Raw genomic sequence first — 22,173 nt, forward strand, 5'->3', positions numbered from 1 at the left:
ATTACCGGCGCACTGGGCATGAAGGTGCGGAATGAAATCGTACTGGAGAGCGGCGGTAAAACCACTCTGAAAGTGGGCGGCTCGTTCGTGGTTATCCATGCGGGCGGAGTGGATATCGTCGGGCCGAAGATAAACCTGAACAGTGGCGGCGGTCCAGGAACACCTGTGAGAACGCTGCAACCGACGATACTGAAGGCGCTGATGGATGATGAAAATAAGGCAAACTTACATAGTTTGCGATTTGCTTTTCCTGGCGCTGACAGTTCAGTTGAAACTATGAGCTGGTTAATTGGCCAGCCGTATAAGATCAGTGACAGTAAAGGAAATGTACTCGCATCGGGGACGATTGAGCAGTCGGGACGGTTGCCGAGAGTGATGCTGGATGAACCTGATGAGCTGACCCTGACTATGGGTAATGAGGAGTGGGGGGTTGAGGATTTAGCCCTGGGGAATGATGACACTTCGTCAGATGATGCCGCATATGATGATGAGGAGTATGATTTGGCAAATGATCCTTATTACGGAAAACTGGAACAGGATGAGCAATGGCCATCAGATGCGGATATTGACGAAGTGCCTGGTAATGATGAGTGATTTGATAATGAATAAAATAATGCGGCCTGTATTTTTTCTTTTGTTCTTTTTCTTTTCTGTGCCTGCAATATCGGCATGTCTGAATGAAGGGGATAATGTTACGTTAGCTGGTGTGCTGAGAAAAGAAACTGTTTATGGTCCACCTGGCTGGGGAGAAGATCCTCAAAATGACGAGAAGATGAATTACTGGTTTTTATATCCTGATAAATTATTAGGCTGTTTTAATTCTGTGGATGACGACACTCGGCATTATAGTAAAAAAATGCAAATAATTATGGTTGATAATCAATATAATGAATACAGAAAATTTCTGGGGAAAGATGTTGAATTAAGCGGGAAGGTCATGTTTGCTGATAGTCCATATCACAGCACCCCTGTATTAATCTTTCATGTATCGAACGTTAAGGCAGTGAAGGGAGATTAAATTAATGAGCCATAATTTTATTTCAGCAACCTACAATACGATAAAAAAAAGAGCCATGTATAAAATGGCGGATGGGACAGTATATGTTCGTGAGGGAGGCACAATCCCATGGCGTACGCAAAATCCCTGTAACGTAAGACCAAACGGGAGAATGGAAAGCCAGTATTTACAACCATTGAGGCTTGCAGTTGCAGATACTGCCAGTGGTAAATTCGGTATGTATGGCAGTGAAGAAGATGGCTGGGAAACGGAAAAAAAACTATTGCGAAGCGACCTGTATCGTAATTGTACCATTAGTGAAATGGCGGAAATACATACTCCTGAAAAAGATGGCAATGACCCTGTAAAATATGCGAGAGATATATTGGCGGAGAGTGGCGTATCGCCGTTATTGACCTTTGGGAATATGGATGATGCGACGCTGGAAAAAGTTATGAAAGCCATTAAAAAGAAGGAGGGATATTATAATTTAAAAGAAACGCGGATTGAGAAGTGGATTTACACCACTAATATTACTGTCACTGATGGCGTTCGTCCTGCTGCTGACGCTTCTTTGAAAGTTATAACAGGGGCGTGTGAACGTGACTGCAAGACTGATAAGTACGGAAGGCTTGATCCAATCGTTCATAAAACAGAGGGAATGAATATTGAGGTGAAAGCTGCTAATTTGGAAGGTGAATATGAAACGATTTACTCAGCTCAGGCGGGAAAAGAAAGTAAGAATATTATCCTGAAAAGATATCTTGTTCAATATAAAGCCCATACTTTAGCCTATAATCCTGAACCACCTCATGAAAAAAGTCAGCCTGAGCCAATAGAATATATTGTTCAGTCCGGAGATAACTTATCCAGAATTGCAGCCAGGTATGAAGTGAGTGTTTCAGAACTGGTTGAGAACAATGGGATCAAAGATCCGAACAAAATTTATCCGGGGCAAAAAATTGTGATTTATGGCAAAAAAGAACCGGATAATGTGGATTCGGGAGGGCAATCTCCGCAGGGGGGAAATGGTGAATCTTACCCTGTACCGCCAAATGATCCTACAGCCGATACAGGTAATACAACGGGTAACCCAGTGGATGGGCCCTTATCAACAGGAGGGTGGACACCTGATACTACTGATGGGGCGGGCTCATCACCGGTAGATACAGGTGGCGCGATACCCTCCGGAACAGGTGAATCTTATCCTGTTCCGCCAAATGATCCTACAGCTGGTGCCGGTAATGCGGGGCATCCAGTGGATGGGCCATTATCACCAGGAGGATGGACACCAAATACGACTGATGGGGCAGACTCATCACCGGCGGAAACAGGCGGCGCGGTGCCCTCTGGAACTGGTAAATCTTACCCTCTTCCACCTTACCCTGATTTACCGAGTGATCCTACAGCCGGAGCGGGTAATACGGATCATACATCGGATGGAGCTGGTGGGCAAAAATCTGGTTCACCGCAGACAACAACTACGGCAGACAAGCCAACAAATTTACCGACCGTGGGTGGTAAAGATAGTGGGAATCCACAAGCACATGTCCGTTTATCTCAATATGAAGCACCTTGGATGGTGACTGCAATAGATGAAGCCAAAAAATATAAGGGCGCAGATGAAAATATAATAGATGATAGTGAGAATTTTCATATTTTGGTGGGAGCAAGTTTTCCAGATAAAGATGATATGGATGGTACCGAAAGTGCATGGTGTGGATCGTTTATTAATTATTGTCTACAAGTTAATGACTTTGCTATGTGGCGAGAGCCGCAGCGTTCACAAGCGATATCATCGAAAATAAATAAAGATCGCTTTGTGGAAATTAAAGAGCCAGTTTATGGGTGTATGACAATGCTTCCGCATCATATAACTTTAATGTATGGATTAGATAAGGATAAACCCGGTGGTTTTATAGGGCTGGGTGGTAATCAGGGGGGGGTAGGTGACACGAAACCAGGAAAAAAAAGAGTATTCGGTGGTACTATAAAATTCTCAAGTTTTAGCCTTAGTAAAGCAAGATTTTTTTTACCGAAAAAATATGATAAAGAAAAAAGTGGTACTGTTCTCGGGAAATATAATGATGATGAATTAAATGAATATTTTGGAATTAATGTAGCTGGACAAGGGAATGGTACGCGATGAAATATGTATGTTTTTTTTTGTTGGGTATTCCATTGTTTTCGATGGCAAATACCTATGAATATATGCAAAGCGTGAATAATAATGGGGTTAAATATGATATCCATATTATCATTAAAAAAACAATAATTACTGTTACTGATCATTTTGACCCATCCTGGTCATTCAAAGATACATCGTTTCAATGTAATAATGAAAACAAAGCGCAAATATATTTACGCCATGTTGATGTTGCAAATGTAGGAGACAAACAAAATGTTTTTTTTATATCTTATATGATGAGCTGTGAAGACCAATCTCAACCACCCAGGATAGAGTATTTGGCAATATATAAAGGAGTTCAATATGTCATGTCGGGTATTGCATTGACTGCATCTGTTAATGATGACTGGAAACGATTAAGCAAAAGAAAATTCTCTTATCACATAAATGATGCCTTAAGGAATGATAATGAGGTGTTTAATTTCATGGTAAAATATTGGCCATCTCAAATTATCTTGGTAAATTAATTTGTGGGGTAAGTTTGTGAAGTGTATATTGTATTTTCTGTTTCTTATGTTTTCTGTTTGTTCTTATGCAGATGAGTATCAACCAGACATTTATTATAAACTTCAATGGTCGGCTAGTAATGGTTCAGTAAATGATTTAAATATTTTTTTGAAATATAATCAACTTCATGTTGAGGCTACGAATAGAAATTTACACAAAAAGCTTTGGTCCTTAAATGATTATGTACAATCATGTAATCTCGATGTGGAACTTAATATCATACCTGATTCTCTTGAAGCTATTGATTTATTTGGTAATGGTGATTTTGTTGTGTTGTTTGCCTATAAAATAGGATGCATAGGTGGAATAGATCCTGTGGATGTTAAGTATTTTGCTTTTTATAAAGGGCAGAAATATGCTTTAAGGGGTATTGAGTTGTTTATATCAAATGATGGTGTGGATGAAGGCTATAATCCACCAATCCCTAGCTATAACTTAAAAAGTAATAAAATACTTTTTAACTATATGCAAGGGCGATGGTCTTTAATAGCGACAAGAATAATGTTTTAATAACCATTAAATAGATCTCAAGTCCAAGTGTTTGAAAATTATTTCAATGACGATAATATTATCTTTTTGCTGATTTTGTGGATATAGTCACTGCGAATGTAGCCATGCCCCAATAGACGAGGAGAAGATGATTGTGTTCCTCAGGTAACTACAAAATGTTATCTGTGAAAAATTACTTATTTTAAGGTATGTTTCGAAATAGAGAAGATATTATGAAAGTTCCGCTGCTAAAGTTCCCTGCTATGATATTTAAAACCAGACATATTATGGATGATGAATCGGCTGAAGATATGAAATATGGTGATTTAACAGAACAGCAATTGCGCAATGATTATCATCTGGAGCAGGTCTCAGATAGCATTGATCCGTGGCGAAATCAATTTTTTATACCCGGAGTAACACAATTCCCTCAACCTCTTTCTGATGCTGAAGTCGTCAGTAATTTGTTCAGCGATTTCAGGCTGGAGAGCGCCAAACTTACATTCATGGGGTATCGCAGTGTATTCCTGGCAATGGTTGATCATTTACAGAACAGAACACCGGGAGTCTTTACAAGTAAAGATCTGGATCTGGCTGCTAAAGAACAAATTGAGAATGATAAATCGGAAAATAGCACCTACATGGCAATAAAGCGTATTCTGGATCTAAATATTGATTTTGACGCGGGAGGATATCCTGAATCTCGCAGGTCAAAATTGACAATAGCTATTGAAGGTAAAATATTGCCTAAGTTTGACAGAAATCTGGATAAAGTAAACGGACTAGGTTTATCTGTCCATGATATGTATGCCACACATGTTACCATAACATCACTGAAGGTTGTTAATAATACCTACGAAGCATACGTACATTACAGGATGCAGGATCATTTTGGTCTTGATACGAATGATATAACACACTGGCTTTATAGCCATTGGGATGTCTTTAAAATTTGGTTTGTACTTCAACATTATGAGAAAGAAGGGTATGCGTTTAAGCCATTTATTACAGAGATAAATACCACCGTAAAAATAACAGGTGTCAAAGGGTATTGCTCCTGATTTAGTATATGCTGTCGGTGAGGTATTTGCTTGTATCGTTAATATAGTATAGTCTGATACTCAGTATGAGGAATGTGATTGTGTCATGGGTAATAAAGAGAAAATTTATTTATATTGTGACGTTCGTCATATTCTTTTCTTTTGTTGTTATATACTTATGGTCGAGCAGGTCAGTGGAGATTGTGGATGTCCATTATTATTCGGATAAAGACATTAATATTCTTGCCAGACACTTCCCCATTACGGACAGAGGGAAGCTGAATTGGTGGAGAAAAAATGAAAGAAAAATCCTGGAAAAATACAATCTCCCTGAAAATGATTTTTCTGTATATATATGGAATTTTGGTGACGGTTATCAAAAATTATCCCCCTATGATGCCGAGGATGAGTTTTATTGCTTCCCTGATATAAAATCAGAATTTAACTGCATCAAAAAAGATATATACATGTCAGCTGAAGCAGGTGTTAATTATTATCGAGTGTTTTTATTTTCTGGTTCAGGTTATTTTTATCAGCCAAAAAAAGACAGTAACATGCTTATTAAACAGCAGTGAACTTTCAATTAATCATTCGTTAACGATTTGATTCTCATATTATATGTGTTGATATCATTATTGTTTATAATTTTAATTTTATATTTCCAGAATGTATCTAATAATTGAAAGTGAACGATAAATATGACTATTCACTCTGTTGAGCTTGTTTATAAATCATTAACCAGTGTGGCTATCCCTTATATGCCGGAACCAGAAACCGTGCAGGGAAAATGCTCATGCTGTGAGCGCCCGGCAGAAGCGTTTGGTTCTCTGGGCTACCGATTCATGAACAGCTATAAACAACCCGTAATGCACTGCCCGCAATGCCAGACTTTTTTTGTCTCTGCGCCTGATATTTTAGGGCTTGAAACGCCTAAAAAAATATCAAGCCAGCGGTTTGGTATGTGGCCCGGCGTGGGTGCCCTGATTAACATACAGGAATGCAGTTCGGTGTTGCTCGCCCCGCCTGGCGTGGTGAATAAGCTTCCTCCTCTGTTCTTTGAAAAAGTTAACGTGGTGACTGCGACAGCCGGTCAGCAGTCTGAATATCTGTTCAATGCAGACCTCCGCTATCCGCTTATCTACATTCAGGATTTTGGCCGTAAAACCTATGATCTGGTTCGTTCACTGCGCGTAAGCCACAGCAGCAATGCAGTTTATGCCTGTTGTGATACGCTGACGACCCGCACCAATGAAGCAGCCACGATAATCAATCTGGAGCAGGCAAAAGCATTACATGCGCAACTGAAGAACCTCGGTAAGCGGGAAACAAATACCTTTATTCGCACCGTGGAGTTTCTTGCTCATGGCCGTATTTCGCCTGTGGATGCCTCAGCGACATTTAAAAAAAATAATATGGCGCATCTTGTACGAATGCTTCCGGCCGATCCTCATCAGCGTCTGACTTTACTGAGAATTCTGAAAAAGGTTTTATAATTATGATTTTCTGGCAGAACACCTTTCTTATTCGGGTTCCTCATTACGAAGTTTATAAAATACACCAGCATCTGGACTATTTTATTCAGGAAAAATGCAGGGTGAAAATACCTTATTCTTTTAAGGCAGCGCCCGGAACCGGAAGTGATACCTGCATTCAGTTACGGACAGCGCAGCCGCTGGCGCTGCCCGGTGAGCAGACCAGGGAAATTTATTTACAGGCGGGGGATACCGTCCGTTTTACCACGGCACTGGCGGTTATCCGGCATTTTATTGTGGACGGTAAAAAGCGACAAATCACCCCCTCACCGGCGGAGCGCGAAGGCTATATTTATACCCGTCTGGCAAAAGCCGGTTTCAGCGTGCAGTCACTGACGGCAGGCGAACCGGAAAATGTCATTGTGAGGAAAAATGTCTCCGTGAATGCCAGCCCGATACTTATCCCCGTTTCTGCCATCCGGGTCACCTGCACTGTCAGCCAGGCCGGGGAGGCGGAGAAGGCGCTGGTCTACGGGATCGGCAGAAAGCGGATATTCGGGTTTGGTTTTCTGGCGTCGTTCAGTGTTAACGCTGATGAATCTTTCTGACCTCTTCGCCCGCGCAGGCCTGAGAACGCGTGATATTCAGCAGGAGTACGCCAGTGCTGTTTATGCTGGCCTGGGGGCGACAGGCCGGGTGGCATTGTTGAGCGCCGACACCGGCGTCGGAAAAACGCTCGGTTATCTGGCGGCAGCGCTGCGCATTATCAGGCACAACCCAAAAGCCCGTTTTGTGATCGCGACCAGCACACACGCGCTGATGAACCAGATTATGAACCATGATCGGCTGGCGATATCCCGGATGGCGGATATCGCCGGAATACCCGGCGTGACATTCTCCCGTCTGCTGGGTAAGGCCAATTACGTTTCTCCTGAAAAGGTCAGGAAGGTTATCCAGGCATATCCGGCCTCGCTGACCGGTGAGCTGACCATGCTGGAGACGCTGGGCAGATGGCGGGGACCGCTGGTCGCGTTTGAAGAAGAGTATGGTGCGCTGCCCGCAGGTGTCACACCGGAAATGGTGACGTATTCACTGTGGGATAAGGTGAGCGCCGTTCACGACACGCAGCAGGAGGCCATGAAGGCCCGGTTTGTCGTCACGTCCCATGCGATGGTGATTATCGACTCATTCAGTAACCATGCCGTACTGGGTGATAAAGCGGACCGGTATCTGATCATTGATGAAGCAGATGCGTTTGCGGATATGACGGAGCAGTGGCAGCACCGAAGGCTGAATCTGAGAACATTGCAACATTCTCTGGAGCAATACCTGACGCCGGAGAAAAGCAAAATGCTGGCAACGGTCGTGGATAAAATTCGTGATGCAGCCGGAGTGCATCGTTTTTTGAGTAATGATGGTACTGCTGAAATATATAAAGATGCGATTGCGGAACTGGTCTTTATTGGTGACTCAATAAAAGATGAGGAAACAAAAAAGAGTTTTACTGCGGCATTATTTAGCTGGGACCCGGCGCTGTTGTCCGGAGGGCATACCGGCGTCGGGGTGTCGCGAATAAGAAAAGAGCCATCTCTTATCCGCATAAACCCTTTTGTTGGCCGTAATATCGGTGCCTATACCGCACAGTGGAAGAGTTCGCTGCTGACGTCAGCGACCCTGAGTATTACCAGTGAACCTTCGCGTGGGATGGAGTGGATCACCGGGGCGCTCGGTCTGAAAGAGGAATTGATTTCTCTGCGGGATATTTTTACGCCTGAGTCTTACGGTGACATGGCGCTGACGATTGCCGGGGGAGGGTTCGCAGAAATATTCAGCAGCGCGAAGGTACAGCGCCTGTCAGAAACGTGGCTTGCGCAGGTGGTCACGGTGATTAAAAACGCCAGTACAAACGGGCCGGTTGTTGTGCTGACCGCGAGCCATGATGAAAGCCATGAAATTGCCAGGCGACTTCGTGATGTCGGGATGCCCGTTTACCAGCAAAAAGCCGGACAGCCGGTTTCTGAACTGGTTAAACAATACGCCGAAAATCCCGGCATTCTGATTTCTGCTGGTGCTTATATTGGCCTGAATCTGCGTAACGCCGATGGTAGCCAGATGTTCCAGGATCTCATTATTACCCGCATGAAATTTGCTCCACCGGATCGTGACGGTGCCGAGAGTTATCAGCAATACCTTCACCAGCTCGGTTATGAAACCACCGTACAGTCCATTACCCGCAGCAATTATGTTAACCAGTTACAGAAGGTGGTACGGGCAGGGAAACAGGCCGTCGGGCGGGGTATTCGCAGTGAAAATGACCGGGTGCGGTTAACTATTCTCGATCCCCGGTTCCCGGAGCCGAAAGATCAGTCATCGAAATACAGGGCGCTGGAAAACATTATCCCGGTTCGCTTCAGACGTGTTTACCGGCACTGCACGATATTGTCACCCGCCGACGTTGAGGAGGATTTAGTGTGTTAAAGATGCAGCCTTATCGGGTGATTATGACGGGAATATCGCCGGTGGTGATCAGCGGTATTGCCCCGTCGCTTGACGGTATTCTTTATGAAGCGGCGTCTCAGGTACTGGCAACCGATCGTCCGGATGTCATCCATGCCTGGCTACGGAAAATTTTACTTTTCAGTGACGAACTGGGCGTATTCCATGCGTCATCACTCACCTTTGGTATCACGCCGGAACGGGGCGTTAATGCGGTATTCAGCGTCCGCTGCGATTGCTTTAATGACGAGAAGCTGAGTTCATCCATGTTCAGCCCCAGAATCCACCGGGGTAAATTTCCGCGCGTCAGGTTATCGGGCGGCCCGACCCGGCAACGGCTGACGGAGCGACCCGCCTGTGCTGCGCCTTACTATGTTTTTGATTTTGTCGGCGTCAGGGAACCGATATTACAACTGCTGACAATGACATTCGTGGGGGTGGGTTACGACGTTTTTAGTGCAGGAAACGGACAGTTTACTGACGTCAGTATTATCCCGCTGGACGAAGACAACAGTATTGATGCCGGTGGCGTTGCCATGCGCCCGGTGCCGGTGAACGCAGGATTACAGGGGAGACGCGGTGTTTCCCCTCTTGTCCCGCCCTATTTTGTCGGGGAAAAACGGGATGTCATTTTCCCTGAGCCTGTACGTATTAATTTAATATCCAATTTATTATGAGGCTGAATATCAATGAGGACGATTAATTTTACCGGAAAGCTCATCACCCAGGAGCCGCTGACCGTTATAATGAAAGGTGCATCCTCTTCTTCGGGGCACCGTTTACCCAGAAACGGCGGACCTGGTGCCGTCCCCTATTTTCCCGCCACCAGTATCCGGGGCGTCATACGCCATGCCGCGCATCAGGTAGTGGTTGACAGAGTGAAGGCGGAGAATAATGGCGTGCTGCCGTTTGATCTTGCTGACCATTTTATGCTGGCCCAGGGCGTTGATATTGCCGAGCGGGCAGAAGAGCATTTTCTGGGCGAAATTGATGCTGGAGCCAGAGTTCGCGCCAGCAATCCGCTGCTGAGCCTGTTTGGTCGCTGGAGACTTGCCGGTAAAGTGGGTATTGGCAACGCCATTCCGACCAGCGATGGCCAGTGGGCGATACTTAATGGTGGTGCCCGTACCGTTATGTTTGAACGTGATGAGTCACTGATTGAGTTACTGGAACCCGACCAGGTAGCCCGTCTCGAACGCATTATGGCTGAGCAGGCTGACGCCAGTATTGACGTTCAGGTGTTTAAAACAGAACAGACCGCACTGAAAAGAATGCTTAAAACGGTGGCAAAGGAGGAGGTTCAGGCGCTGCGGGACAAAATTAATGCGCTGGATGAAAAAATTCAGGCCCGAAAAGATGAGAAATCTGAAGCGCGTGAGAGTATCCGTCGCCCTCTTGATCCTTACGAGGCATTTATTAGCGGTGCAGAGCTGAGTCACCGGATGACGATTAAGAATGCAACAGACACGGAGGCCGGGCTTTTTATCGCGGCGCTGATCCGTTTTGCATCAGATCCCCGGTTAGGCAGTCATCGCGCCCATAACTGCGGACTGGTAAACGCTCAATGGCAACTGACGACATGGAAACCCGGTGAGCTGAAGCCAGTGTATCTCGGTGAGATAAGCATTACTTCACAGGGTGTGGAAATCACAGGTAATGACGTTGAGAACATGTTAGATTCGTTTACGAATGACAAATCGCTGGATTTCAGTATCTGCTGACGGCTTATCCCCGAATGCCGGGGTTATTGTGGGCAATGGCTTATCGCACTGACTGCGCTCTGCTGTCCCCCGTTATGGGGGTTACTGTTCGGGTGCGAAATCGAAATCGTCAAGCAGCTATATGTCCCCCGATTATGGGGGTAGAGTAAATAATTACAGGGGGATAATATAATGTTATCTTCCTGTATTATAGATTATTATGTTCACAAATATGGTGCATCGTGTAAAAGCGCCCATAGAATATTTTTCATTCATTCATTCATTCAGATCTTCGCAGTCAGAAATATTCGTTTCCGCTGTTATTTTTTCCTGCAATAATAATCGGCATTTCCCTTTTCTTCACTGTCAGAATTTATCATTATACCTTAAACAGAGTATTAATTTATTGTAGTGTAGGTAATGGGTTAGATAAGCTTTAATTGTGGCAGAATGAGTGAAGACAACCGGAGCGGGCGGTGAGGACAGGGAAAGCTCGCGCTCGACTGAAACGCCGTCAGGGTGGAAACGCATGAACAAAACGAAAACAGAAACCCGCAGGGTGTCCTGGACGGTGGAAGAGCTACGATTTCTGGAAGAACACACAGGCACGATGACCCAGGCTGAGATGGCAAAACATCTCGGACGCACACGGCTGGCCGTGAAAGCGACAGTACGTGCACTCGGACGGGGAAAGGCGTGGACGGAAGCTGAACTGGACATTGTGCAAACCCGGTGTATCAGCCAGGCCGGTATTACACAGGCACTGCCGTTGCTGCCGGGGCGGGAAAGACCGGCGGTTTTTCTCATGGCGGTAAACATGGGCCTCATAAGTGATGGCTGCCGGAACTGGAGTGAGGCGGAGGCCCGGATGCTGGAGAAATACTATCCCTCAGAGGGAAGTTCTGTGGCGAGCCGCTTGCCCGGCAGAACGCCTGCGGCGGTAATAATCCAGGCGGGTAAACTGGGTATCGTTTTTGAGGGAAGTCAGGAAACCTTCCATCAGAGGTGGAGTGACGAGGAGAAACGACTGCTGGAGAGAAACCGCTACCTGCCGCTGGCGAAGCTGACCGTGCTCTTTCCGGAAAGAACGAAGGCATCGGTGCGGAGTTATCGTCAGTTGCTGAATAAACGCCGGGACAGCACCTCCTGTCACTCGAAAATGAACGAACGGGAAAAGGGCGCGCCGGAGGCCCGGAACCATCATACCGACTGGAATGATGAGGATTCAGCATTTCTGGAAACCTGGTACGGCACTATGTCCACGGAGCTGATTGCGGAGATTCTGGGACGAAGCCGCAGGGCGATTAAGCTGGCAGTGCGTAACCGGATGGTGACGGGGCAGGTTGAGTCTGCGACGGGGATAAGTCTGTCGGATTCCCGGTCAAAACTGGTACAACGGAAATGGAGTCAGGAAGAATGGCAGCGACTGGAGGCGAACCATCACCTGCCGCTGGCGGAACTGACCGCACTCTTTCCGGGACGAACGCCGATGGCGGTACGGGGAGCCTGTTCGCGGCTGACGGCGCGCCGGAAAAAAACAGGTGGATGATGCCACCGGGCGAAATTTTCTGTCTGTTGCGCAAAGAAATGGCTTCGTCAGACGCATCAGAAATTGATAAAAAGTTTATCACAATGCAATCGCCTGCCTTTTATGGAAATCAGCGTAGAGAGCGATACAGAGCGCTTTATGTTGTATGGGTTAAAAATCATGCGGTCAAACGTGAATTGCTAATTCTCTCTTGCATGTCATCTCTGAAATGGACTACAATTCGTCCCATAGCAATAGGGAATGACGTTGGATTTGTATTTTTTTCAAGTAGTTAGCTACTTAATTCGAATTCCGTCCGTTCCGCCACTTATTAAGAGCCCTGAGCATTTGCTCAGGGCTTTTTCTTTGCCTGTAACTTTATTATTGCTAAATTCGCAAAAATCCTCTGCATTTTTCACTCTTTTTCTATAAAGAGCAGAAGGTCATAATCCCCTCAGTTAACGAACATTGTGATTAAAAAGAGGAATTCTATGACAATCCCTGCATTTGGTTTAGGTACTTTCCGCCTGAAAGACGACGTGGTTATCGCATCTGTTAAAACAGCTCTTGAGCTGGGTTACCGCGCTGTCGACACTGCACAAATCTATGATAATGAAGCGGCTGTTGGCCAGGCGATTGCTGAAAGCGGCGTACCGCGTAATGAGTTGTACATCACAACTAAGATCTGGATTGAAAATCTTGGCAAAGACAAGCTGATCCCAAGCCTGAAAGAGAGCCTGAAAAAGCTGCGCACAGATTATGTTGATCTGACGCTGATCCACTGGCCATCACCAAATGATGCCGTCTCTGTTGAAGAGTTTATGCAGGCATTGCTCGAAGCTAAAGCGCAAGGGCTGACTCGTGAAATTGGTATCTCTAACTTCACTATCCCATTGATGGAAAAAGCTATTGCTGCTGTGGGTGCAGAGAATATTGCGACTAACCAGATTGAGTTATCTCCGTATCTGCAAAGCCGTAAGGTTGTTGATTGGGCGAAAGCGCACGGTATCCACATCACCTCATACATGACGCTGGCTTACGGTAAGGCGCTGAAAGATGAAGTGATTGCTCGCATTGCCGCTAAACATAACGCGACGCCGGCCCAGGTGATTCTGGCATGGGCGATGGGGGAAGGTTACTCTGTGATCCCTTCTTCTACCAAGCGTGAAAACCTGGCAAGCAACCTGCTGGCACTGGAACTGCATCTTGATGCGGAAGACAAAGCGGCAATCTCTGCTCTGGATTGCAACGACCGCCTGGTTAGCCCGGAAGGTCTGGCGCCTGAGTGGGATTAATTGCCTGACCCTCTGTGCCTTTAACCCTCTTTTACAGCTCCTTCGGGAGCTGTTCTTATATATTCACTTAAAAAATCGATAAATGCCCGAATACGGGTACTGACGGCGCGATCGCTGTAATACACCGCGCTAAAAGGCATCTCGACTGGTAGCCGTTTATCCGCCATCAATTCGACCAGCTTACCCTGAGCGATCTCCTTATCAATCATATAATCTGAAAGACAAGCAATACCGTTGCCGCTCAGGCAAAGCTGCTTCAGCGTTTCGCCACTGTTCGAAGATAGACCGCACTCAACCTCATGCAATTGCCCGTCACTACAGGCAATGGGCCAGGTATTGAGCGAAATGGGTTCAGAAAACCCCAGACACAGGTGCTGCTTTAACTCTTCAACAGTTTCTGGCTTGCCGAAGCGGGCAATATAGTCAGGTGAAGCAATAATCTTGCGGTAGCTGGTAAAGAGTGGACGTGCGCGCAGACTTGAGTCAGTTAAGGCACCGGCACGTATCGCAACATCCACTTTTCGTTCAATAAGATTGATAAATGTCTCTGAGGAAACCAGCGACAACGTCATCTCGGGATAGCGCTCACGGAAAGGTTTGATCAGTGGCATCAGGAAATGCAACATCACCGGTGTTGCGGCATCGATACGCAGCAAACCGCGCGGCGTATTCCGCGACTCCATGATTTCTGTTTCCGCTGCAGCCATATCCTGCAGTATCTGTTGTACGCGCCTGAAGTAGCGTTCACCTTCTTCTGTCAGACTGAGTTGTCGGGTTGTTCGATTGAGTAAACTAACGCCCAGTTTCATCTCCAGTTTCTTTACCGCCCGACTGACCGCGGAATTGGCCTGTCCAAGCTGCTCTGCGGCCCGGCTAAAGCTGCCGCTTTCCACGACCGCGACAAAAATTGCCAGTTCTTCGGAGGTTGCTTTCATTTTTGCACCTGAAGCAAAATTATATTGAGATTTTGAATATTTTTGTTATTAAAACATCCCGGCATACTGCCTGTCATCCGATTACTGATGATATGGAGTTATTTATGCCTCTCGCTTTATTTGCACTAACAATAAGTGCCTTCGCTATTGGCACGACTGAATTTGTGATTGTCGGCCTGGTGCCGACCATTGCTGAACAACTGGCGATCTCTTTACCTTCTGCCGGGATGCTGGTTTCAATCTATGCGCTGGGTGTCGCGATCGGGGCGCCAGTATTGACTGCCCTGACCGGACGCCTGCCACGTAAGCAACTGTTGGTTGCGCTGATGGTGCTGTTTACGGCCGGTAACTTGCTGGCATGGCAGGCACCTGGTTATACGACATTAATTGTCGCCCGCCTGCTGACTGGCCTGGCACACGGCGTCTTCTTCTCAATTGGTTCTACGATTGCGACAAGCCTGGTGCCAAAAGAGAAAGCCGCTTCTGCCATCGCTATCATGTTTGGTGGTTTAACGGTTGCACTGGTGACGGGAGTACCGCTGGGGACATTTATCGGCCAGCACTTTGGCTGGCGCGAGACTTTCCTGGCCGTATCACTGTTGGGTGTGATTGCACTGATTAGCAGCCAACTGCTGATCCCTGCGAATATTCCGGGTCGGGCGGCCGCCAGCATTCGTGATCAGGTAAAAGTGTTAACCCATCCACGCCTGTTGCTTATCTACGCGGTTACGGCATTAGGTTACGGTGGTGTCTTCACTGCGTTCACCTTCCTGGCTCCTATGATGCAGGACCTGGCTGGCTTCTCGCCGGCAGCGGTAAGCTGGATCTTACTGGGCTATGGCGTATCGGTCGCTATTGGCAATATCTGGGGTGGTAAGCTGGCGGATAAACATGGTGCTGTCCCGGCGCTGAAATTTATCTTCGCGGCGCTGTTTGTCCTGCTGATGGTCTTTCAACTGACAGCTTCTACGCAATACGCTGCGTTAGTGACGATTCTGGTGATGGGGATCTTTGCCTTCGGCAATGTTCCAGGTTTGCAGGTTTACGTGGTACAGAAAGCGGAACAATTTACCCCCAATGCGGTGGATGTGGCATCCGGTCTGAATATTGCGGCGTTTAATATTGGCATTGCGCTTGGCTCTGTGATTGGCGGACAAACGGTCGAGCATTATGGTTTGGCGCAGACGCCGTGGATTGGCGCACTGATTGTTCTGGTCGCTTTTTTACTGATGGGTATCAGCGGTCGCCTGGATAAACCGGCGCGGGTAGTATTGGGATAAATCATTGATGTAAGTACCCACTTACAAAACAAACTGCAATTGTTCGTTGAAAGTGAGTGCTAAAGTCCCTATAACAGAAGAACCAGTCCGGCTGCGGGCTGGTTGACGTTATAGAGGTTTGAAAGTCTAAAGTGCGAAAAAACACCTATGCCATGCGCTATGTTGCCGGACAGCCCGTTGAGCGGATTTTACCGCCAGGGTCATTTGCGCATATCGGCCAGGCATTACCTGCAGGCGTGCCGTTAAGCAGTGAAGATCGCATTCGCGTGCTGGTATGGAATATTTTTAAACAGCAGCGCGCAGAATGGCAGTCGGTGCTGAAGAATTTTGGCAAAGACGCGCATCTGGTGTTATTGCAGGAAGCACAAACCACGCCTGAACTGGTGCAGTTTGCGACCGCTAACTATCTTGCCGCCGATCAGGTTCCCGCTTTTGTGCTGCCTCAGCATCCCTCTGGCGTCATGACGCTTTCTGCTGCCCATCCGGTCTACTGCTGCCCATTGCGCGAGCGTGAGCCAATTTTACGCCTGGCAAAATCGGCTCTGGTAACAGTGTATCCGCTGCCTGACTCGCGGTTATTGATGGTGGTGAATATCCACGCGGTAAACTTCAGTCTCGGCGTCGATGTCTATAGTAAGCAGTTACTTCCTATTGGCGATCAAATCGCCCATCACAGCGGTCCGGTGATTATGGCCGGTGATTTCAATGCCTGGAGTCGTCGGCGGATGAATGCGCTGTACCGCTTTGCGCGTGAAATGTCGCTGCGCCAGGTTCGCTTTACCGACGATCAACGCCGGCGTGCGTTTGGTCGCCCACTCGACTTTGTGTTTTATCGTGGTTTGAACGTGAGTGAAGCCTCTGTGCTGGTCACTCGCGCGTCCGATCACAATCCACTACTCGTTGAATTCAGTCCCGGCAAGCCTGAGCAATAAAGGTGTGTCAGGTCTGCCGTAGGGCAGGCCTGTGATGGTTGCCCTTCCTATTTCACAACAACCGAAGGACAACACAATGACAACACGCTCTCACCATGACAACGTCGAAAAGCAGTTTGGCTCTCAGGCTAATGCCTATTTAACCAGCACCGTACATGCTACGGGTCGTGATTTACAACGACTGGCGGAAAGGCTGTCTGCTTTTCCACAGGCACGGGTACTGGATATGGGATGTGGAGCAGGGCACGCCAGTTTTGTGGCTGCGCAAAACGTTCAACTGGTTGTGGCTTATGATTTATCGTCTCAGATGCTTGAGGTGGTCGCAGAGGCTGCAAAAGAGAAGGGCCTGGACAATATCACCACGCAGCAGGGATACGCAGAGAGCCTGCCGTTCGGCGATTGTGCTTTTGATGTGGTGATTAGCCGCTATTCAGCGCATCACTGGCATGATGTCGGACGTGCGCTGCGTGAAGTCAATCGTGTACTGAAACCCGGTGGTGTGGCGATCGTAATGGATGTGATGTCGCCAGGGCATCCGGTCCGTGATATCTGGTTGCAAACTGTCGAAGCGTTACGCGACACCTCACATGTCCGCAATTATTCCAGCGGTGAATGGCTGTCTTTAATCAACGACGCCGGTTTGATTACCGATACCGTGTTGACCGATCGCCTGCCGCTGGAGTTCAGTTCGTGGGTGGCGCGGATGCGTACACCTGCCGCGTTGACAGAAGCGATTCGTTTATACCAGGAGAGCGCATCTGCTGAAGTGAAAGCCTACTTCGCGTTACAGGGGGATGGTTCATTCACCAGTGATACGATAATGGTTGAGGCACATAAAGCGGGATAAATAAAAAAGGCACTGGGGGGAAACCAGTGCCTTCATTTTTACAATGCTATCAGGAGTCAGGCATGCCGTTGTTTTTGACAAACAACGTGAGCTGATCGCCCGGCTGCAGATTGTCCGTATCGCTGTTCCAGCGCATTACATCCTTGATGTTAACCCCGTGGCGTTTGGCAATGCTCGACAGAGAATCGCCTTTACGCACACGATAGGTGATGCTATCGCTGTTGTTAGCCAGTCGCTGTGCGCTGGTGCCAGCACCTACGGTCAGGCTTTGGCCCACTTTCAGGGATGAACCACGCAGATTATTCCACTGCTGCAGATCCTTCGTGCTCACGCCAAGACGTGCAGCGACGCCAGAAAGCGTATCGCCAGAGCGAACTTTGTAGCTACGGCTGTTCAGCGGCGTGTTATCAGCAACCAACGTTGACTGTACGGCTGCAATTTCGCCGGAAGCCAAAGACTCACGCAGCTTCTCTGCATGCTTCTTTGGTACCATCACGTATTGCGGACCGCTGGCACCCAACGTGGAACCTTTCACACCTGCATTGAAGGTCTTCAGTTTGCTGACGGAAATACCCGCCATATCGGCAACCTGAGTCATTTCAACCGGGCTACTCAGGCGAACACGTGCCAGCGCGCGGCTTTCGTCTGTTGTTGGCAGACGCACGCCATAGCGTTTGCTGTTTTTGAGTATATCGCTCAATGCCAGCATTTTGGGCACGTATAGCTTCGTTTCCTGAGGCAATGGTAACGACCAGAAGTCAGTGGGTTTTCCACGGGCTTTGTTCGTTTTAATTGCCTTCATGACACGACCTTCACCGCTATTATAAGCAGCAACGGTCAGCAGCCAGTCGCCATCAAACATCTTGTTCAGACGCTGCATCATGTCCAGTGCGGCGGTGGTGGAAGCCACAACGTCGCGACGTGCATCATAATTGCGGGTCTGTTTTAAACCATAATTGCGCCCCGTGCTCGGAATGATCTGCCAAATACCTGCGGCATTGGCGCCAGACGTTGCGTGAGGATCAAAAGCGCTCTCCACTATGGGTAGTAGTACCAGTTCCATAGGCATGTTACGTTTCTTAACTTGCCCGGCTATCCAGTACATATACGGCTCTGCCCGTAAAGTTACATCGTGGAGATAGCTCTTATTGCGTAAATACTTCTGTTTTTGTTCGCGAATCCGGTTGTTTTCCGGAATTCCCATCTTTAGCTCGTCACCAATGAAAGCCCACAAATCCTGATCAGCAGCGATAGATGTTCCATCGTCCATCCATCGCGCCTGACTTGTAAACTTTCCTGCTTCCCCTTGACCAGCTGCAGAAAGGCTCTGTGCGTGCTGTTGGACGTTACCAGTATTCTGGCACCCAACAAGCAGGACAGAGGCGAGTAATATCGCTTTTGCCTTCATGTGTGTGTCAATAGTTGCTTAAAAGACGACCGATCATAACGGCGAAGTTTTCAAAAGGCAACCCGGAATTGTCAGAACGTATCTTTCTTTGACCTTAACCAGGCAAAACGCTCTTCAGGTTGTTGCAATATTGTTTCTTTGTTTATTTCATTAATTAAATCAATATCTTCCGTTCTTAAAAAAAGATTATTTCGCCGCTCATTTTTCAGAATTACGGGGAGTGTCATTTGTTTTTTTACGCGTAACTCATTAACTTTACGATAATATTCATTTATGCACGAATCGTGCGGCAGAATGCTTAAGGCAAACTTCATGTTTGCTAATGTGTACTCATGGGCGCAGCAGATCAATGTATCATCAGGAAGCGCGTTTAATTTATTAAGTGATTGATACATTTGAGATGCAGTGCCTTCAAAGAGTCTGCCACAGCCGCCAGAAAAGAGCGTATCCCCACAAAATAGATAAGGTTGGCTAAAGTAACAGATATGTCCTAAAGTGTGACCCGGCGTGGCAATTACCGTAAATTCATGCCCTAAAACGAGTGCAATATCGCCATCTTTGACTATATGGGTCGTTCCCTTATCTTGCGTTTCAGCCGGTCCGTAAACCACTAACTGTGGGAAATGTTGCAAAAGTTCTTTCACACCGCCAACGTGATCCTGATGGTGATGGGTCAGGAGAATGGCCTCTGGCACCCACTGATGTTCTGCAATGGCTTTCAGGACGGGAGCGGCTTCGCCCGGATCAACAATCAGGCAACGGTTTTCATTATTTGTCAGGACCCAGATGTAATTGTCCTGAAATGCAGGAATACTGTTAAGATTCATAAATTACCTCTCAATGCGTAACGGAAGGTTGTGATGAAACCGGCAAGGATCCCTCAAACTGTCGTAGCGCCCATTAGCTGGGATGATTTACCCTGGGGTGAGCACTATCGTGAGGCGCTGGAACATCAGCTTAACCCGTGGTTCGCAAAAATGTACGGTTTTCATCTGCTTAAGATTGGTAATTTAAGCGCAGAAATCAATTCCGAAGCGTGCGCGGTTTCTCATCAGGTAAATGTTTCTTCGCAAGGCTCGCCCATGCAGGTTACGGCTGATCCTTTACATCTTCCTTTTGCCGATAAATCCGTGGATGTCTGTCTGCTGGCTCATACACTACCGTGGTGCGCCGATCCGCATCGCTTATTGCGTGAAGCCGACCGGGTACTGATTGATGATGGCTGGTTAATACTGAGCGGGTTTAACCCGGTTAGCCTGATGGGATTGCGTAAGCTGGTGCCAGTGCTACGTAAAACACCGCCTTACAACAGCCGGATGTTTACCCTGATGCGTCAGTTGGATTGGCTCTCTTTGCTGAATTTTGAGGTGCTGCACTATAGCCGGTTCCACGTGCTGCCCTGGGCGAAGCAGGGCGGTAAAATGTTAAGTGCGCATATTCCTGCACTGGGCTGTTTGCAGTTGGTTGTCGCGCGTAAGCGAACCATTCCGCTTACGCTCAATCCGATGAAACAAAGCAAAAGTAAGGCACGTATCCGCCAGGCTGTTGGGGCCACCCGACAATACCGCAAGCCAGACGCTTAAGACTCTGCCTGATACCCAACATCATCCTGGGTGGGACTCATTGCCGCAGCACGTGCAAGCTCATCACAGCGTTCGTTTTCCGGATGGCCCGCATGCCCTTTAACCCATTCCCATTTGATTTGGTGCGGGCCCAGCGCGGCATCCAGACGTTTCCACAGATCGACGTTCTTCACCGGCTTTTTATCCGCGGTTTTCCAGCCGCGTTTTTTCCAGTTGTGGATCCACTGTGTTATGCCCTGGCGTACGTACTGGCTGTCGGTGCTGAGTACCACTTCACATGGCTCTTTAAGTGCTTCCAGCGCGACGATTGCCGCCATCAACTCCATACGGTTATTGGTGGTGAGGGTGTACCCTTCGGCAAAGGTTTTTTCGCGCCCGCGATAGCGTAAAATAGCCCCATAACCGCCAGGACCTGGGTTCCCCAGGCAAGAACCATCGGTGAAAATTTCTACCTGTTTAAGCATCTCTGGTAGACTTCCTGTTTTAGCAAATCGAAATCAAACGATAAGTCTGACATAAATGACCGCTATGAGCACTGGAATTACACGACAGATAGTCCTCGATACCGAAACCACCGGTATGAACCAGATTGGTGCCCACTACGAAGGCCATAAGATTATTGAGATCGGTGCGGTTGAAGTGGTGAACCGCCGTTTGACCGGAAATAACTTCCACGTCTACCTGAAGCCGGATCGGCTGGTGGACCCGGAAGCGTTTGGCGTACACGGAATCGCCGATGAGTTCCTGCTTGATAAACCCACGTTCGCCGATGTCGCCGATGAGTTTCTCGACTATATCCGTGGTGCGGAGCTGGTCATCCATAACGCATCGTTTGATATCGGCTTTATGGACTACGAGTTCGCGAAACTCAATCGCGATATCCCGAAGACGAACACCTTCTGTAAAGTGACCGACAGCCTGGCGTTGGCGAGGAAAATGTTTCCTGGCAAGCGTAACAGCCTTGATGCGTTATGCTCGCGCTATGAGATAGACAACAGCAAGCGTACTCTGCACGGCGCATTGCTCGATGCCCAGATTCTGGCCGACGTTTATCTGATGATGACCGGCGGGCAGACCACCATGGCGTTCTCTATGGAAGGTGATAGCCAGCAGCAGAATGATACGGGGATCCAGCGCATTGTGCGTCAGTCCAGTAAATTACGCGTTGTTTTCGCTACTGATGAAGAGCTGGCAGCCCATGAGTCGCGCCTTGACCTGGTACAGAAGAAGGGCGGAAGTTGCCTCTGGCGGGCCTAGTTCTGGTATTTACAGTACAGAAATGGTCATTCGGGTGATTTTTGCAGCAAACGATTAAAAAACGTGAGAAAAAGCGTTGACGAGGCGCGAGGCAATCCGTAATATTCGCTTCGTTCCCAAGCGGAACACAACGCGGAGTGGTAGTTCAGTTGGTTAGAATACCTGCCTGTCACGCAGGGGGTCGCGGGTTCGAGTCCCGTCCATTCCGCCACTATTCAG

22 protein-coding genes, 1 tRNA gene and 1 pseudogene are annotated in these 22,173 nt (G+C 47.6%); 20 read left to right on the forward strand and 4 right to left on the reverse strand.

The annotated features are described in order from the left end of the window. The 14 genes and pseudogenes from FDX19_RS25560 to dkgB form a co-directional block, all read left to right on the forward strand. Positions 1-594: pseudogene (locus FDX19_RS25560) on the forward strand (type VI secretion system tip protein VgrG); the annotation flags it as partial. Beyond that, entirely contained in the window at positions 584-1,018 is a 435-nt protein-coding gene (locus FDX19_RS21855) for a DUF4431 domain-containing protein (RefSeq protein WP_170974420.1), read from the forward strand. The pseudogene FDX19_RS25560 and the gene FDX19_RS21855, both read left to right, overlap by 11 nt. Before the next feature lie 4 nt (positions 1,019-1,022). Next, entirely contained in the window at positions 1,023-3,146 is a 2,124-nt protein-coding gene (locus FDX19_RS21860; RefSeq protein ID WP_137384374.1) for a LysM peptidoglycan-binding domain-containing protein, read from the forward strand. Next, positions 3,143-3,652, forward strand: a complete 510-nt coding sequence (locus FDX19_RS21865) for a hypothetical protein (RefSeq protein WP_137384375.1) — start codon at positions 3,143-3,145, stop codon at positions 3,650-3,652. The genes FDX19_RS21860 and FDX19_RS21865 overlap by 4 nt, the downstream gene beginning before the upstream one ends. 16 nt (positions 3,653-3,668) lie before the next feature. Further along, positions 3,669-4,202 carry a M949_RS01915 family surface polysaccharide biosynthesis protein gene (locus FDX19_RS21870; protein WP_137384376.1) on the forward strand — a complete coding sequence of 178 codons (534 nt, stop codon included), beginning with the start codon at positions 3,669-3,671 and terminating at the stop codon, positions 4,200-4,202. Between the two features lie 212 nt (positions 4,203-4,414). Then, complete coding sequence (locus tag FDX19_RS21875) at positions 4,415-5,242, forward strand: DUF3289 family protein (RefSeq protein ID WP_170974421.1); 828 nt, start codon at positions 4,415-4,417, stop codon at positions 5,240-5,242. A gap of 65 nt (positions 5,243-5,307) precedes the next feature. Then, complete coding sequence (locus FDX19_RS21880) at positions 5,308-5,796, forward strand: DUF943 family protein (protein WP_249357590.1); 489 nt, start codon at positions 5,308-5,310, stop codon at positions 5,794-5,796. A 123-nt stretch (positions 5,797-5,919) separates the two neighbouring features. Beyond that, positions 5,920-6,714 (forward strand): hypothetical protein, encoded by a 795-nt coding sequence (locus FDX19_RS21885; protein WP_249357591.1) that lies wholly within the window; start codon positions 5,920-5,922, stop codon positions 6,712-6,714. Positions 6,715-6,815: 101 nt separating this feature from the next. After that, positions 6,816-7,301, forward strand: a complete 486-nt coding sequence (locus FDX19_RS21890) for a type I-E CRISPR-associated protein Cas6/Cse3/CasE (protein ID WP_170974419.1) — start codon at positions 6,816-6,818, stop codon at positions 7,299-7,301. Next, positions 7,288-9,171 (forward strand): helicase C-terminal domain-containing protein, encoded by a 1,884-nt coding sequence (locus FDX19_RS21895; protein WP_137384466.1) that lies wholly within the window; start codon positions 7,288-7,290, stop codon positions 9,169-9,171. Before FDX19_RS21890 ends, FDX19_RS21895 begins: the two co-directional genes overlap by 14 nt. A 2-nt stretch (positions 9,172-9,173) precedes the next feature. After that, the gene (locus FDX19_RS21900; protein WP_249357592.1) at positions 9,174-9,866 is read left to right on the forward strand and encodes a hypothetical protein; all 693 of its coding nucleotides are present in this window, start codon (positions 9,174-9,176) and stop codon (positions 9,864-9,866) included. Positions 9,867-9,878: 12 nt separating this feature from the next. Continuing rightward, on the forward strand, positions 9,879-10,910 hold the full coding sequence (locus FDX19_RS21905) for an RAMP superfamily CRISPR-associated protein (protein WP_137384380.1): 1,032 nt from the start codon (positions 9,879-9,881) through the stop codon (positions 10,908-10,910). Positions 10,911-11,418: 508 nt separating this feature from the next. Beyond that, a complete protein-coding gene (locus FDX19_RS21910; RefSeq protein WP_137384381.1) occupies positions 11,419-12,438 on the forward strand; it encodes a hypothetical protein in 1,020 nt (339 codons plus the stop codon). Between the two features lie 470 nt (positions 12,439-12,908). Next, positions 12,909-13,712, forward strand: a complete 804-nt coding sequence (dkgB, locus tag FDX19_RS21915) for a 2,5-didehydrogluconate reductase DkgB (protein WP_137384382.1) — start codon at positions 12,909-12,911, stop codon at positions 13,710-13,712. 20 nt (positions 13,713-13,732) lie between these two features. On the opposite strand, the gene yafC is transcribed toward dkgB, so the two are convergent. Further along, a complete protein-coding gene (gene yafC, locus FDX19_RS21920) occupies positions 13,733-14,647 on the reverse strand; it encodes a DNA-binding transcriptional regulator YafC (RefSeq protein WP_137384383.1) in 915 nt (304 codons plus the stop codon). Between the two features lie 104 nt (positions 14,648-14,751). Here yafC and FDX19_RS21925 point away from each other — a divergent pair, with 104 nt between their 5' ends. The 3 genes from FDX19_RS21925 to FDX19_RS21935 all read left to right on the forward strand — a co-directional run bounded on the left by FDX19_RS21925 (position 14,752) and on the right by FDX19_RS21935 (position 17,706). Then, complete coding sequence (locus FDX19_RS21925; protein ID WP_137384384.1) at positions 14,752-15,927, forward strand: MFS transporter; 1,176 nt, start codon at positions 14,752-14,754, stop codon at positions 15,925-15,927. A 131-nt stretch (positions 15,928-16,058) separates the two neighbouring features. After that, positions 16,059-16,859, forward strand: coding sequence for an endonuclease/exonuclease/phosphatase family protein (locus tag FDX19_RS21930; protein ID WP_137384385.1), 801 nt, complete (start codon positions 16,059-16,061; stop codon positions 16,857-16,859). Positions 16,860-16,935: 76 nt separating this feature from the next. After that, on the forward strand, positions 16,936-17,706 hold the full coding sequence (locus FDX19_RS21935; RefSeq protein WP_137384386.1) for a class I SAM-dependent methyltransferase: 771 nt from the start codon (positions 16,936-16,938) through the stop codon (positions 17,704-17,706). A 49-nt stretch (positions 17,707-17,755) separates the two neighbouring features. On the opposite strand, the gene mltD is transcribed toward FDX19_RS21935, so the two are convergent. Further along, complete coding sequence (gene mltD, locus FDX19_RS21940) at positions 17,756-19,114, reverse strand: murein transglycosylase D (RefSeq protein ID WP_137384387.1); 1,359 nt, start codon at positions 19,112-19,114, stop codon at positions 17,756-17,758. A gap of 71 nt (positions 19,115-19,185) precedes the next feature. After that, positions 19,186-19,941 (reverse strand): hydroxyacylglutathione hydrolase, encoded by a 756-nt coding sequence (gloB, locus tag FDX19_RS21945; RefSeq protein ID WP_137384388.1) that lies wholly within the window; start codon positions 19,939-19,941, stop codon positions 19,186-19,188. A 33-nt stretch (positions 19,942-19,974) separates the two neighbouring features. Between gloB and FDX19_RS21950 the strand changes: the two genes are divergently transcribed. After that, on the forward strand, positions 19,975-20,697 hold the full coding sequence (locus tag FDX19_RS21950; RefSeq protein ID WP_137384389.1) for a class I SAM-dependent methyltransferase: 723 nt from the start codon (positions 19,975-19,977) through the stop codon (positions 20,695-20,697). Here FDX19_RS21950 and rnhA read toward each other — a convergent pair. After that, on the reverse strand, positions 20,694-21,161 hold the full coding sequence (rnhA, locus tag FDX19_RS21955) for a ribonuclease HI (protein WP_137384390.1): 468 nt from the start codon (positions 21,159-21,161) through the stop codon (positions 20,694-20,696). The two genes, FDX19_RS21950 and rnhA, sit on opposite strands and share 4 nt — an antisense overlap. A 64-nt stretch (positions 21,162-21,225) precedes the next feature. On the opposite strand from rnhA, the gene dnaQ reads away from it, so the two are divergent. After that, complete coding sequence (dnaQ, locus tag FDX19_RS21960) at positions 21,226-21,954, forward strand: DNA polymerase III subunit epsilon (RefSeq protein WP_170974423.1); 729 nt, start codon at positions 21,226-21,228, stop codon at positions 21,952-21,954. Positions 21,955-22,088: 134 nt separating this feature from the next. Beyond that, positions 22,089-22,165, forward strand: a tRNA-Asp gene (locus tag FDX19_RS21965). Positions 22,166-22,173 lie beyond the last annotated feature (8 nt).

It is taken from the genome of Citrobacter sp. wls619 (assembly GCF_005281345.1).
Lineage (GTDB): Bacteria > Pseudomonadota > Gammaproteobacteria > Enterobacterales > Enterobacteriaceae > Citrobacter.

Coding starts and splice junctions, on each gene's coding strand:
- FDX19_RS21900 (WP_249357592.1), top strand. CDS start 9,174: ATGCAGCCTTATCGGGTGATTATGACGGGAATATCGCCGGTGGTGATC.
- mltD (WP_137384387.1), bottom strand. CDS start 19,114: ATGAAGGCAAAAGCGATATTACTCGCCTCTGTCCTGCTTGTTGGGTGC.
- dkgB (WP_137384382.1), top strand. CDS start 12,909: ATGACAATCCCTGCATTTGGTTTAGGTACTTTCCGCCTGAAAGACGAC.
- FDX19_RS21860 (WP_137384374.1), top strand. CDS start 1,023: ATGAGCCATAATTTTATTTCAGCAACCTACAATACGATAAAAAAAAGA.
- dnaQ (WP_170974423.1), top strand. CDS start 21,226: ATGAGCACTGGAATTACACGACAGATAGTCCTCGATACCGAAACCACC.
- FDX19_RS21910 (WP_137384381.1), top strand. CDS start 11,419: ATGAACAAAACGAAAACAGAAACCCGCAGGGTGTCCTGGACGGTGGAA.
- FDX19_RS21855 (WP_170974420.1), top strand. CDS start 584: ATGATGAGTGATTTGATAATGAATAAAATAATGCGGCCTGTATTTTTT.
- FDX19_RS21895 (WP_137384466.1), top strand. CDS start 7,288: ATGAATCTTTCTGACCTCTTCGCCCGCGCAGGCCTGAGAACGCGTGAT.
- rnhA (WP_137384390.1), bottom strand. CDS start 21,161: ATGCTTAAACAGGTAGAAATTTTCACCGATGGTTCTTGCCTGGGGAAC.
- FDX19_RS21950 (WP_137384389.1), top strand. CDS start 19,975: ATGAAACCGGCAAGGATCCCTCAAACTGTCGTAGCGCCCATTAGCTGG.
- gloB (WP_137384388.1), bottom strand. CDS start 19,941: ATGAATCTTAACAGTATTCCTGCATTTCAGGACAATTACATCTGGGTC.
- FDX19_RS21865 (WP_137384375.1), top strand. CDS start 3,143: ATGAAATATGTATGTTTTTTTTTGTTGGGTATTCCATTGTTTTCGATG.
- FDX19_RS21880 (WP_249357590.1), top strand. CDS start 5,308: ATGAGGAATGTGATTGTGTCATGGGTAATAAAGAGAAAATTTATTTAT.
- FDX19_RS21905 (WP_137384380.1), top strand. CDS start 9,879: ATGAGGACGATTAATTTTACCGGAAAGCTCATCACCCAGGAGCCGCTG.
- yafC (WP_137384383.1), bottom strand. CDS start 14,647: ATGAAAGCAACCTCCGAAGAACTGGCAATTTTTGTCGCGGTCGTGGAA.
- FDX19_RS21925 (WP_137384384.1), top strand. CDS start 14,752: ATGCCTCTCGCTTTATTTGCACTAACAATAAGTGCCTTCGCTATTGGC.
- FDX19_RS21935 (WP_137384386.1), top strand. CDS start 16,936: ATGACAACACGCTCTCACCATGACAACGTCGAAAAGCAGTTTGGCTCT.
- FDX19_RS21875 (WP_170974421.1), top strand. CDS start 4,415: ATGAAAGTTCCGCTGCTAAAGTTCCCTGCTATGATATTTAAAACCAGA.
- FDX19_RS21885 (WP_249357591.1), top strand. CDS start 5,920: ATGACTATTCACTCTGTTGAGCTTGTTTATAAATCATTAACCAGTGTG.